Genomic DNA, 12,553 nt, shown 5'->3' with positions numbered 1-12,553 from the left:
AGTTACGGTGGTTATAGCGCCAGGGAAACGCCCGGTCCCATTCCGAACCCGGAAGCTAAGCCTGGTAGCGCCGATGGTACTGCAGTCGAAGGATTGTGGGAGAGTAGGACGCCGCCGAACACTAATTAAAAGACGTCCGTGCCCCGGTCGAGAACCCAAAGTTCTCCCAGGGCACGGACGTTTTTTCATGCCCAAAACACCAGCCCAGCCCGGCCGGCAGGAGCAAGGGACCTTTGCTATCGCTTGCGGCCGGAGCAAAGGTCCCTTGCTCCGCTGCTGCACGGTCGTAGGCTGGACCGGTGACCGCACCACGACTGTTGATCATTCAGCCCGATGAATCGGATCCCATCGGCCCGCTCGGTGACTGGCTGTCCGAGGCCGGTGCCGAACTCGACATCCGCCTACCTCCTGGCCAGGACCTTCCCCGCGATCTTGAGGGCTATGCCGGCGTTGTTTGTCTCGGCGGCGGGATGGGGGCGCACGACGATGGGCCCCATCCGTGGCTGCCGGAGGTACGCCGTCTCCTTTCGGCCGCGGCGGGCGCGGCCCTTCCGACCCTGGGCATTTGCCTGGGTGCCCAGCTGCTGGCCGTCGCGACTGGCGGGCGAGTCGAGGTCGGCGATCGTGGGCCTGAGGTGGGGCCGGCGCTCGTGTCGAAGAAGGACGTCGCGTGGACGGATCCGCTGTTCGCCGAAATGCCACTCATGCAGGATGTGCTGCAGTTTCACAACGACGTCATCACCCGCCTGCCCGCGGGCGCCGAACTGCTGGCGTCGGCGCCGGGCTATGCCCATCAGGCGTTTCGCCTCAACGGATGTGCCTACGGCGTCCAGTTCCACATCGAAACCACCTCCGCGCTCGTCCGGCAGTGGGCCGAGGATGAGCCGGAGATGGCCGAGTTCACCCGTCCGGGTGCCTTGGACGTCGAGACGCTGACGCGAGTACACGCTGACATCGCCGAGACCTGGCGGCCGTTCGTGCACAGGTTCGTCCAGTTGGCGATGGGACGCATCACGCCGGCTGCGAGCGGTCAACACACCTTGCCATTGGTTTAACGCGGAAAAGCCTTCATCCAGACGGCGCCTTAACGGTTGACGTCACCCGTCAGGTACCTTGCGGAAGGAGTCTCAAGGGTTCGGAGGTCGGGGTGGAGCCCTCGCTGCTGGTCGTGCTCGTTGTCGCCACGGCCCTCATTTTCGATTTCACCAACGGGTTCCACGACACGGCGAACTCGATGGCGACATCGATCGCCACGGGGGCGCTGCGCCCGAAGGTGGCGGTAGCGATTTCGGCGGTGTTGAACCTCGTCGGAGCGTTCTTGTCGGTCGAGGTGGCCAAGACGATTTCGAGTGGTCTGGTAGACGACACCAAGGTCGGGCCGTCCATCGTGTTCGGTGGTCTCATCGGTGCGATCGTCTGGAACCTGTTCACTTGGTTCGTCGGCCTTCCGTCCAGCTCGTCGCACGCACTGTTCGGCGGGCTCATCGGCGCCACTTGGGTTTCGGTCGGGGCGGATTCGGTCCATTTCGGCAAGATTGTGGAGAAAGTCCTTATCCCCGCGGCCGTATCCCCGGTTATCGCCGGACTGGTCGCCATGACCGCGACCTATCTCGTCTACCGATTCATCGTGCGCCGTCGCGGCGGGGGCGTGGGATTCCGGACCGGCCAGGTCATTTCGGCTTCGCTGGTCTCCCTCGCCCACGGGACGAACGACGCGCAGAAGACCATGGGTGTCATCACCTTGACCCTGGTCAGCGCGGGCAGTCTTGCGCCCGGTTCCGCTCCGCCCACCTGGGTGATCATCAGCGCTGCCTGCGCACTCGCGCTGGGCACCTACCTGGGCGGCTGGAGGATCACTTACACCCTGGGCAGGGGACTCACTGACATCGAAGGCCCGCAAGGGTTCGCCGCGCAGACCAGTTCGGCCGCGGTCATCCTGGTGTCTTCGCACCTCGGCTTTCCCCTCTCGACCACGCACGTGTGCTCCGGCGGCATCATCGGCTCGGGTGTCGGCCGCAAGGAAGCGCCGGTGCGCTGGAAGATGGCCGGCCGCATGGTGGTGGCCTGGCTGTTCACGCTGCCGGCCGCTGCGGTCATGGGCGCGATCGCGGGCAAGCTGGCGTCGCTCGGCACCGCCGGCACCATCGGTGTCGGCGCCGGCGGAATCGCCATCGGCGTGACCATCTACGTGCTTTCCAGGCGGCGCCCGGTCACGGCCCACAGCTTCCACGTCCCGGAACCCTCGGCCCCGGATCCCGAACCCCGCCAACTCGCCGCCTGAAGCGGGAGCAAAGGACCTTTGCTCCCGCCGCGCGGCAGTAAGGGTCCCCTGCTCCGCGCGCCCGGATGTTGGGGTGGGTGAGGCCCGCTACGGTGGTGGGCGATGGTAGAGCGTGTTCGGCCGACCGCGTCCGCGGCGAGGTACGGCTTCACCGATGTCCGTGCCGATGGGCAGCTGCGTGCTGCCGGTTGGTGGGCCGAGGGCGGGCCGGTGGAGTCCGCGGCCGATGTGCTCGTGGCGCTCTCCCGATCCGCCGATCCGGATCTCGCCCTGCGGGGGTTCGATCGTATCCGCGAAGCCGACGAAGCCGGCTGGGATGAGCTCGACCAGGCGTTGCGTGCGAATCGCACGTTTCGCGGGCGCCTCATCGGTGTGCTCGGCACGTCCACGGCGCTCGCGGATTTCCTGGCCGCCAATCCGGCCGAGTGGCGTGGCCTGCTCGGCAAGAAATGCACGGATCCGGCTGAGTACGCGGACACCCTGCTTGCCCGACTGCGGCGTGACGGCGAATCGACGGTCACCGGAAACGAGGCGGAACATGTGCTGCGAGCCGGGTACCGCGGTCTCCTGCTCGGCATCGCCGCCGCGGATCTCGGACATCTCGTCGAACCCGGGCTCGAGCAGCCGCCCTATGCCGAGGTCGCCAGCCAGCTGACCATCCTGGCGGAAGCCGCGCTCAAAGCGGGCATCGCCGTCGCCGAAACAGAGACCGGCTCGACCACCGAGGGTTGCCTGGCGGTCATCGCCATGGGCAAATGTGGCGGACGCGAGCTGAACTACGTCAGCGATGTCGATGTGATCTTCGTCGGCGAGGGTGATCTGCAGGCAGCCACCCGGCTTGCCAGCACCATGATGCGAGTGGTCGGCAAGGCCTGTTTCGAGGTCGACGCCGCGCTGCGTCCGGAAGGCAAAGCCGGCGCGCTGGTCCGCACACTTGAAGGTCACACCGCCTACTACAAGAAATGGGCGAAGACCTGGGAGTTCCAGGCGCTGCTCAAGGCCCGGCCGGTCGCCGGAGACGCGGGCCTGGGCCGCCAGTACGCCGAGATGGTCGCGCCCATGGTGTGGTCGGCCGCGGATCGCGACAACTTCGTCTCCGAAGTGCAGAAGATGCGCCGCCGCGTCGAAGGACATGTGCCCGCCGAACACGCGGAACGCGAGCTCAAGCTCGGCCGGGGTGGGTTGCGGGACGTCGAGTTCGCCGTCCAGCTTCTTCAGCTCGTGCACGGCCGCGTCGACCCCGAGCTGCGGTCTCCGTCCACTATGGATGCCCTCGCCGCGCTGGGTGAAGGTGGTTACGTCGGCCGCGAGGACGCCGCGGAGCTCGGCATCTCGTACGAGTTCCTGCGTACGATCGAACATCGGCTCCAACTGAGGCAAATGCGCCGGACCCACCTCTTTCCTGAGGCTTCCGACTCAGCCGAGCTGCGGATTCTCGCTCGCGCGAGCGGTGTGCGCCCGGCCAAGGGCCGTGGCGAGGGCGACGTTTTGCTCTCCGAGTTCCGCCGTCACCTGCAGCGCATCCGGCGGTTGCACCAAAAGCTCTTCTACCGGCCGTTGCTGCAGTCCGTGGCCAATGTGCCGACCGAGGCGTTGCGGCTGACCACGAAGCAGGCGACCAGCCGCCTGGCGGCACTCGGCTACGCGGCGCCGGATGGAGCACTGCAGCACATCAAGGCGCTGACAGCGGGTATGTCCCGCCGTGCCTCCATCCAACAGGCCTTGCTGCCTGTCCTGCTCGAAATGCTCGCCGACACCCCTGATCCCGACGGCGGGCTCCTTTCCTACCGGAAGGTGTCCGAAGCGCTCGAGGAGACGCCCTGGTACCTCAGGGTGCTGCGCGACGAAGGTGCTGTCGTCGAGCGGCTGGCGTTCTTGCTCGGCTCCTCGCATCTGGTGCCGGATCTACTGGTCAGAGCCCCGGAGGTGCTTCAGCTGCTGGGCGATCCGGCCCGTCTCACCGGCCGGTCCCCCGCGGACGTCGCGACGTCGCTGCGTGCTGCGGTGCGTCGGCAGCCTGGGTTGAACGCGGCCGTCACGGCTGCCAGATCTCTCCGTCGGCACGAGCTGCTCAGGGTGGCGTGCGCGGATCTGCTGGGCCTGCTCGACGTGCCCGCGGTGTGCGAGTCCTTGTCGAGCGTGTGGGTCGCGGTCCTGCAGGGGACGCTGGCCGCCGCGTACCGGCAGCGTCAATCCGAGCTGGGGAGCACTCCGGCGACCATCGCTGTCATCGCGATGGGACGGCTCGGTGGGGCTGAACTCGGCTACGGCTCGGACGCGGACGTGCTGTTCGTTTGTGAGCCGACGGAAGGTGTCACTGATGCCGAAGCGGCGAAGTTCGCGTCGTCGGTGGCGGAGACCGTGCGCAAGATGCTGGGAGCTCCCAGTCCTGATCCCGCCTTGGTCGTAGACGCCGATTTGCGGCCCGAGGGCCGCAGTGGGCCTTTGGTGCGCACCCTCGAGTCGTACCGTGCCTACTACCGGCGCTGGGGCGAGGTCTGGGAATCCCAGGCCCTGTTGCGTGCTCGATTCGTCGCAGGTGACACCGATCTGGGTGATCGATTCCTCGCGATGATCGCTCCCCTCCGGTACCCGGACGGTGGGCTTGACCTGACGCGGGCGCGGGAGATCCGCCGAATCAAAACGAGAGTCGAGAAGGAGCGGATGCCCAAGGGCGCCGATCCGACCCGGCACACCAAGCTCGGTCGCGGCGGGCTCGCCGACGTCGAGTGGACGGTTCAGCTGTTTCAGCTCCAGCACGCGTATGCGGTGCCCGGCCTGCGGACGACGTCCACCTTGGCAGCCCTGGCCGCGCTCGAGGAGGCAGGTCTCGCCGAGCCCGCCGAGGTCGAGTCCCTGACCGAGGCGTGGTTGCTGGCGACCAGGGTGCGCAATGCCGGGATGCTGGTCCGCGGCAAGGCAGTGGACGAGGTGCCGAGTTCGGGACGCGACCTCGCCGCGGTGGCGAGGGTGCTCGGCTACTCGGCCGACGACGACCCCGGAGAGTTCCTCGACGCCTACCGCCGGACCACTCGCCGGGCGCACGCCGTGGTGGGACGCCTCTTCTATGAGGACTGAGTCACTCAGCCCGGCGTGGTATCAAGGCCTCTTTGCTGCTGCCCCGGCGACAGCAAAGAGGCCTTGATACCGCTGCGCGAGGATGGGGAGGGCTTCGGCTTACAGTGGTCGGGTGACTGAGCGCGAACCGTTTCGTACCCGGATTAAGGTGCGTCACTACGAGTTGGACACTCTGGGCCATCTCAACCATTCCGTGTACCACTCGTACGCGGAGGTGGCCAGACTCGAACTTCTTGAGCTGTCCGGAGCTCTTGGCGGAGGCTTGCGAGACGCCAGGCTCGCGTCGGTCCTGCTGGAATCGCACATCAGCTTCCGACGAGAACTGCGTGCAGGTGACGTCGTCGACGTCACCTGCGAGACCAAGTTCGGCAGTGGCAAGACGTTTCACATGGACTCGAACATCTACAAGCTCGACGGCACACTCTCCGCGGAGATCACCTGCACACTCGGGCTCATGGAGCTGGACCTGCGGAAACTGGTCGCGGATCCTCGGGGCCGCCTCGAACTGGCCGGTGTCGACACCAAGGTGCTCTCCGGCTCGGAGTAGTCAGCCCTCGTCCGTGTGCACCGGGTAGTTCAACGCGATGCTGCCACCGGTGGCGTAGTTCTCCACGTCAGCGAGGGTCGCCGCACCCTCCGGTGAGGACAGGGCCTTGCCCAGCGCCGCTGAATCCGCGAAATCGCCTTCGAAGATCGCGAAATACGGCGATTCGCCCGGGCCGGATGCGACCTCGAAGCTGTAGCGCCAGTCGAGCAGCCCTGGCAGCTTCTTGACCAGCGGCAGGTGCGTCGAGACGTAGTACTCGCGGAAGTGGGCTGGATCGGTCGGCGCCGGGTACAGGACAACGAGTTTGTGCATACCGGGAACCGTAGTCCCAGGAGTACGCCGGCGGGCACTCAAAAGAAACGCCGGCGGTGAGGGCGTTCAGCTCCTCACCGCCGGCGTGCTCGGTGTGCGTTACCGCAAGGTCACACGTCGTAGTACAACGCGAACTCGTACGGGTGCGGACGCAGCCGCAGCGGGTCGATCTCGTGCTCACGCTTGAGCGCGACCCAGGTTTCGATCACGTCGGGGGTGAACACGCCACCCTCGAGCAGGTAGTCGTGGTCGGCCTCTAGCGTCTCGAGCACAGTGCCCAGGTCGCCGGGAAGGACCTTGACGTTCTTGGCTTCCTCGGGCGGAAGCTCGTAGAGGTCCTTGTCGATGGGGTCCGGCGGCTCGATCTTGTTCTTGATGCCGTCGAGACCGGCCATCATCATGGCCGAGAACGCGAGGTACGGGTTGCCCGACGAGTCGGGGCAGCGGAACTCGGCGCGCTTCGCCTTCGGGTTGTTGCCCGTGATCGGGATACGCACACAGGCGGAGCGGTTGCGCTGCGAGTACACGAGGCTGACCGGCGCTTCGAAGCCCGGCACCAGGCGGTGGTACGAGTTCACCGTCGGGTTCGTGAAGGCCAGCAGGCTCGGGGCGTGCCGCAGCAGGCCACCGATGTAGTGACGCGCCGTGTCGGACAAGCCCGCGTAGCCGGACTCGTCATGGAACAGCGGCGTGCCGTCCTTCCACAGCGACTGGTGGCAGTGCATGCCCGAGCCGTTGTCGCCCGCGAGTGGCTTCGGCATGAAGGTCGCCGTCTTGCCCGCGTTGAAGACCGTGTTCTTCACGATGTACTTGAACAGCTGCAGGTCGTCGGCAGCGTGCAGCAGCGTGTTGAACTTGTAGTTGATCTCGGTCTGACCAGCGGTACCCACCTCGTGGTGCGCGCGCTCGATCTCGAAACCGGAACCGGTCAGGGCGCGGACGATGTCGTCGCGCAGGTCGGCGAAGTGGTCGACCGGCGGGACGGGGAAGTAGCCGCCCTTGAACTTCGTCTTGTAGCCCTGGTTGCCACCGGGCTCGTCGGTACCGGTGTTCCACCAGCCCTCGACCGAGTCGATCTCGTGGAACGAGGCGTGCTCGGCGGAGTCGAAGCGGACCGAGTCGAAGATGTAGAACTCGGCCTCGGGACCGAAGTACACGTTGTCGGCGACGCCGTACTCGGCGATGTACTGCTCGGCCTTGCGCGCGATGTTGCGCGGGTCGCGGCTGTACGCCTCCCGGGTGAACGGGTCGTGCACGAAGAAGTTCAGCGAAAGCGTCTTCGCCTTGCGGAACGGGTCGATGCGTGCCGTCTCCGGGTCGGGGAGGAGCAGCATGTCCGACTCGTGGATCGACTGGAAGCCGCGCACGGACGAGCCGTCGAACGCGAGGCCCTCTTCATACGCATCCTCGGTGAAGGCCTTCGCGGGAACCGTGAAGTGCTGCATGACACCGGGAAGATCGCAGAACCTGACGTCGATCGACTCAACTTTTTCGTCGGTGATCAGGCGCTGAATGTCGTCTGGAGTAGTGGGCACCCTCGGTGACTCCTTCTCGTTCGTTGCCGGCGGCAGTACTCTCTTCGGCTCACGCTAAGAGCGCGGTGTTGCCCGACCGTCACCCGAATGTTTCGCCGGTGTTAACGGGAGGTCGGATACCGGGTATCCGACCAGGGCGAACACCCTCAGCGCCACCGGCATACCCTGGATGGGTGGCGAGATGGACCGGTGAGTGGCTGCCCGGAACCGGCGATGGCGTGGCAGCCAGTAATGAAGGTACGCAACGCTGGCGTGGTGAGCGGCTCGGCCTGCCGGAAACCGGGGTCGGTTCGGTCGCCGCCGGCGGCGCCAGATTGCTGGGGCTTGTCCTCGACCTGGTGCTGGCGTCGCTCGTGACGACGCTGTTCGTCCACCCGAATGTGCAGGATCCTGCCGTGATGCAGTCGTTCAACCTCTGGTCAGGGCTCGTGTGGGCGGTGATCACCATCGTTTCCGCGGCCTTCTTCGGCTTCACCCCCGGCATGGGGGCGGTCGGCATCCGGGTCGGACGGCTCGACGGAGCCGCGCTGGTCGGTTTGTGGCGTGCTCTCGTACGCACGGCGTTGACGTTCGTGATCATCCCGGCCGCTGTCCGCAATATCGACGGCCGAAGCTGGCTCGACCGGCTGACCGGCACTGTCGTTGTGCGTATGCGCTGAGCAGAGGTGCAGCAAAGGACCCCTGCTGCTGCCTCCGGGCCCGCTCAAGCAGCCGGGTCGACGGTCACCTTGGGTGGTGGCCGCTGCGACGCGCGGTGGTAGGCGTTGCGGAGCTGCTGGACGGCTACGACAGGCTGGTTGCGCAGCTGTGACGGGTGCAGGGGCACCACTATCAGGCCGTCGGCTTTAAGTTGACGGTCTTCGACACGGGTGTTCGGCTCCAGCGCGTCTTCGCTGTGGAGCACCTGGACGGCCATCCCGACGTTCGACCACCAGGCGTCTGCGACACCAAGGGACGTCCCGGCAGGATCCCGCAGCTCCACATGCCAGGCGGGTGCAGGCAGGCCACTGTGCCCGACGACCTGTCGAAGTGAGTGCTCGGTTGCCGAGCGGACTCCTTCGTTCATCTCGCCCACCACTATGCGGGGCAGCGCCGAGCCGATGGTGCTCGCCTGGGCCAGCTCGTCCCGGAGATCCCGGGGATCGCACAGGCCCCTCTGGACAGCGTCGGCGATCATCGCGCGTACTGCCACCAGATCGTTCATGCGACGTGCCGCGTCTATCAGTGCGCGGGCAAGCGGTGCCACCGGCAGGTCGTCGACCGTCATCGGTTCGGGGAGGTGGATCGTCCGTTCGGTGACGGCGAAGCCCCAGGTGGCGACCTTGCTCTTGTGCGCGATCAGGGTGTGCACGCGCGGATCGGACGGCAGCTTGCGCACGCCGTGCAGCCGGGCCGCCGGAATTCCGGTGAGCATCGCCCGTGGACCGGCGTGAGCCAGCGCCGCCCGCATCAGCTGACCACGCGTGAGCGTGCCACCGGTGAAAGCGATGACGCCGGGGATGGGCCGCGACCATTGGCCGCCCTGCCTGCAGCGCCGGGAAATGCTCGAATGCGACCAGCCGAGCGCGACCAGGTGCGCCCGAGGGGCCACGCCACCCGGGAACAGTTCTGCCAACTCGTCGGCCTTCGGTCTACCCACACCGTCATGGTGCGACTACCCACCGACATTTCCTGGCGAAAACGAAGCAGGGGACCTTTGCTGCCGCCCGGAGCGGCAGCAAAGGTCCCCTGATGCTGTTTGGTGGGTCGGTCAGCGGCGGCGGATGGTGCGCTGCACGTTGCGCATCTTGGCGCCGGCGGGCATCGGGCCCTTGGGCATTGCCGCGCCGCGGTTGCCCAGTGCGGCCAGTTTGGCCTCGAGCGCGTCGACCTGGGCGGGCTTCAGGTTTCGCGGCAGCTTCATCAGGTAGCTCTGGAGCTTCTTCAGCGAAAGCTGGCCCTCTTCGTGGCCGATGATCACGTCGTAGATCGGGGTTTCGCCGATCAGCCTGGCGACGCGCTTCTTCTCCTGCGCGAGCAGCGCCTTCACCCGATGCGGCGCGCCCTCGGCGACGAGGATCACGCCGGGGCCGCCGAGCACGCGGTGCACCGCGTCGAGCTGGGTGGTCGCGGCGACCGTCGGGGTCACCTTCCACTTGCCTCGGAGGTTCTCCAGTGCCCAGGCGGCCGCGCCGGGCTGGCCGTCCGCCTTCGAGTACACGGTCTTCTGCACGCGCCGACCGAAGATGATCATGGCGGCGAGCAGGCCGAGAACGATGCCGAAGGGCAGCAAGGCCCATTCGATGCCGAAGATGAAGCCGATCCCGAACACCACACCGGCGATGACCACGATGGAGCCGGCCATCCAGGGAATGAGCGCCTTGTCTTCCTTGCGCTGCATCTTGAAGGCCTCGAAGATCTGCCCGCGCCGAGCCTTGCTCGCCGCGCGCTTCTCCTTCTTCGCCTGCTTGGCAGCTTCCTTGTCCTGCGTTCCCGCCATCTGGCCAGGATACGGCCGCGTGCCCTGCCACGGATCCGTCGGCCCCCTCTGCGAGGATCGGGGACGTGGCTAGCGCATCTTCACCGAAGACTCGTCCGGGCCTGCTCGACGGGCTTGACCCCGAGCAGCGTGCTGCGGCATGCGCGCCGAGGGGGCCGGTCTGTGTACTCGCGGGGGCGGGTACGGGCAAGACGCGCACGATCACCCATCGCATCGCCCACCTCGTCGGTTCCGGGCACGTCGCCGCCGGGCAGGTACTGGCGGTGACCTACACCGCCAGGGCCGCCGGCGAGATGCGTACCCGCCTGCGCGGGCTCGGGGTCGACGCCGCGCAGGCGCTGACCTTCCACGCGGCCGCCCGCCGTCAGCTGCGGTACTTCTGGCCGCGGGTGATCGGAGACCGGCCGTGGGACCTGCTCGAGAACAAGTTCCGGTACGTCGGCCAGGCCGCCAACCGGGCCGGTCTGAGCAGCGAGACCGAGGTGCTGCGGGACCTGTCCAGCGAGATCGAATGGGCGAAGGCCTCGCTCGTCGGCCCCGACGACTACCCGCTCGTCGCCGCGCGCACCCAGCGGGACATCCCGGCGCCCGCCACGCAGGTCGCCGAGGTCTACCGCAACTACGAGAAGCTCAAGACCGCCGCCCAGGTGCTCGACTTCGACGACCTCCTCCTGCACACCACCGCGGTGCTGGAGGAACACGGCATGGTCGCCGAGGAGTTCCGCGACCGCTACCGCTGTTTCGTCGTCGACGAGTACCAGGACGTCACGCCACTGCAGCAGCGGCTGCTCGACGCCTGGCTCGGCGGCCGTGACGACCTGACCGTCGTCGGCGACGCCAACCAGACCATCTACTCCTTCGGCGGGGCGTCCCCCCGTCCCCTCCTGGAGTTCACCCGCCGCTTCCCCGAAGCCACGGTCGTCCGCCTCGAACGGGACTACCGGTCGACGCCGCAGGTCGTGGCGCTGGCGAATCAGGTGATCGGCGCCGCTCGCGACCGGCCCGCCGGGTCCAGGCTGAAGCTCGTCGGGCAGCGGGAGCGAGGTCCTGAGCCCCGCTTCGCCGAGTACGACGACGAAGCCGCGGAGGCGGCAGCGGTCGCCGGGCGGGTTCGGGAACTCATCGACGGTGGCGTGGCCGCGAGCGAGATCGCGGTGCTCTACCGGGTGAACGCGCAGTCCGAAGCCTATGAACGGTCGCTGTCCGAGGTCGGCATCCCCTACCTCGTCCGTGGCGGCGAGCGGTTCTTCGCCCGCGCCGAGGTCCGGCAGGCGATGTCCGCGCTGCGAATGGCGTCCACCGACCAGAACGGCAGCGACCTGGTGACCACGGTCCGTTCCGTGCTGTCGCGGGTCGGCCTCACCGAGCAGCCGCCGGCCGGCGGCGCGGCCAAGGAACGGTGGGACGCGCTACTGGCACTGGTCGAGCTCGCCGAGGAACTGGCGGCGACGGTCGAGGACGCGGATCTCCTGCGCTTCGCGGCCGAGCTCGAACAGCGCGCCGCGGCCCAGCACCCGCCGACGGTCGAGGGCGTCACCCTCGCCTCCCTCCACGCGGCCAAGGGCCTTGAATGGGACGCCGTTTTCCTGGTCGGGCTGGCCGACGGAACGGTGCCGATCACGCATGCCGACGGCGACGACGCCGCCGTCGAGGAAGAACGGCGGCTATTCTATGTGGGCGTCACCCGTGCGCGCGAACATCTGTGGCTGTCCTGGGCGCTTTCGCGTACTCCCGGTGGTCGCAAAAACCGGCGCCGCAGCCGTTTCCTCTACGGCCTGATCCCGGAGGACCACCCCGCGGCGCGGGTCGCCCGCGCCCAGCAGAACAGGACGCCCGGTCTCAAGGCGCGCTGCCGGGTCTGTGGTGGTGCGCTGCTCGAAACGCTCGAAGTCAAGCTGGGCCGCTGTGGCCGCTGCCCGTCCAATGTGGATGAAGGTCTGCTCGAACAGCTCCGGGCCTGGCGTGGTGAGCGATCCCGCGAGCTCAAGGTGCCCGCCTTCGTGGTGTTCACCGACGCGACACTCGTCGCGATCGCCGAGCAGCGCCCGACCGACGACAGGGCACTGGTGGCGATCTCCGGGATCGGTGCCACGAAGCTCGAACGCTTCGGCGCGGAGGTACTCCAGGTCGTGCGCGCTTCGGTCGCTTCTTGACCGCGTTCCGACCATGATCCACGCGGCGAACCCGCTGCTCAGGGGTGATCTTCGTAGCTTCGATGAGTTTTCTCTAAAATAAGTTGCCCTGGCGTACCCAGGGCACATAACCTGCATGCACTGGGCGCGAAGCGCTCGGATGGGGATGACGATCGGGATGACAACGTC

10 protein-coding genes and 1 rRNA gene are annotated in these 12,553 nt (G+C 67.2%); 7 read left to right on the top strand and 4 right to left on the bottom strand.

Translation table 11 applies throughout. From position 1 onward, the window contains the following. The first annotated feature begins 3 nt into the window (after nucleotides 1-3). The 5 genes from rrf (at nucleotide 4) to QMK34_RS27350 (ending at nucleotide 5,906) form a co-directional block, all read left to right on the top strand. Nucleotides 4-120, top strand: a 5S ribosomal RNA gene (rrf, locus tag QMK34_RS27370). 179 nt (nucleotides 121-299) lie between these two features. Then, on the top strand, nucleotides 300-1,055 hold the full coding sequence (locus QMK34_RS27365; protein ID WP_326417323.1) for a type 1 glutamine amidotransferase: 756 nt from the start codon (nucleotides 300-302) through the stop codon (nucleotides 1,053-1,055). Nucleotides 1,056-1,147: 92 nt separating this feature from the next. Continuing rightward, entirely contained in the window at nucleotides 1,148-2,281 is a 1,134-nt protein-coding gene (locus tag QMK34_RS27360) for an inorganic phosphate transporter (RefSeq protein ID WP_326417322.1), read from the top strand. 102 nt (nucleotides 2,282-2,383) lie between these two features. After that, nucleotides 2,384-5,359, top strand: a complete 2,976-nt coding sequence (locus QMK34_RS27355) for a bifunctional [glutamine synthetase] adenylyltransferase/[glutamine synthetase]-adenylyl-L-tyrosine phosphorylase (RefSeq protein ID WP_326417321.1) — start codon at nucleotides 2,384-2,386, stop codon at nucleotides 5,357-5,359. A 112-nt stretch (nucleotides 5,360-5,471) separates the two neighbouring features. Further along, nucleotides 5,472-5,906 (top strand): acyl-CoA thioesterase, encoded by a 435-nt coding sequence (locus tag QMK34_RS27350; protein WP_326417320.1) that lies wholly within the window; start codon nucleotides 5,472-5,474, stop codon nucleotides 5,904-5,906. Here the strand turns inward: QMK34_RS27350 and QMK34_RS27345 are convergent, their stop codons facing one another. Further along, a complete protein-coding gene (locus QMK34_RS27345; protein ID WP_326417317.1) occupies nucleotides 5,907-6,218 on the bottom strand; it encodes an EthD family reductase in 312 nt (103 codons plus the stop codon). It abuts the gene before it with no gap. Nucleotides 6,219-6,328: 110 nt separating this feature from the next. After that, nucleotides 6,329-7,753: a type I glutamate--ammonia ligase gene (gene glnA, locus QMK34_RS27340; RefSeq protein ID WP_326417316.1), complete on the bottom strand. Its 1,425-nt coding sequence runs from the start codon at nucleotides 7,751-7,753 to the stop codon at nucleotides 6,329-6,331. 269 nt (nucleotides 7,754-8,022) lie between these two features. Between glnA and QMK34_RS27335 the strand changes: the two genes are divergently transcribed. Then, nucleotides 8,023-8,412: an RDD family protein gene (locus tag QMK34_RS27335; protein ID WP_326417328.1), complete on the top strand. Its 390-nt coding sequence runs from the start codon at nucleotides 8,023-8,025 to the stop codon at nucleotides 8,410-8,412. A 44-nt stretch (nucleotides 8,413-8,456) separates the two neighbouring features. On the opposite strand, the gene QMK34_RS27330 is transcribed toward QMK34_RS27335, so the two are convergent. After that, nucleotides 8,457-9,392 (bottom strand): hypothetical protein, encoded by a 936-nt coding sequence (locus tag QMK34_RS27330; protein ID WP_326417315.1) that lies wholly within the window; start codon nucleotides 9,390-9,392, stop codon nucleotides 8,457-8,459. Nucleotides 9,393-9,503: 111 nt separating this feature from the next. Beyond that, a complete protein-coding gene (locus tag QMK34_RS27325; protein ID WP_326417314.1) occupies nucleotides 9,504-10,232 on the bottom strand; it encodes a DUF4191 domain-containing protein in 729 nt (242 codons plus the stop codon). A gap of 65 nt (nucleotides 10,233-10,297) precedes the next feature. Between QMK34_RS27325 and QMK34_RS27320 the strand changes: the two genes are divergently transcribed. Further along, a complete protein-coding gene (locus QMK34_RS27320; protein ID WP_326417313.1) occupies nucleotides 10,298-12,385 on the top strand; it encodes an ATP-dependent DNA helicase UvrD2 in 2,088 nt (695 codons plus the stop codon). The last annotated feature ends 168 nt before the right edge of the window (nucleotides 12,386-12,553 follow it).

Source organism: Amycolatopsis sp. H20-H5 (assembly GCF_035828755.1).
Classification (GTDB): domain Bacteria; phylum Actinomycetota; class Actinomycetes; order Mycobacteriales; family Pseudonocardiaceae; genus Amycolatopsis.
This window is presented reverse-complemented; position numbering and strand designations above follow the sequence as displayed.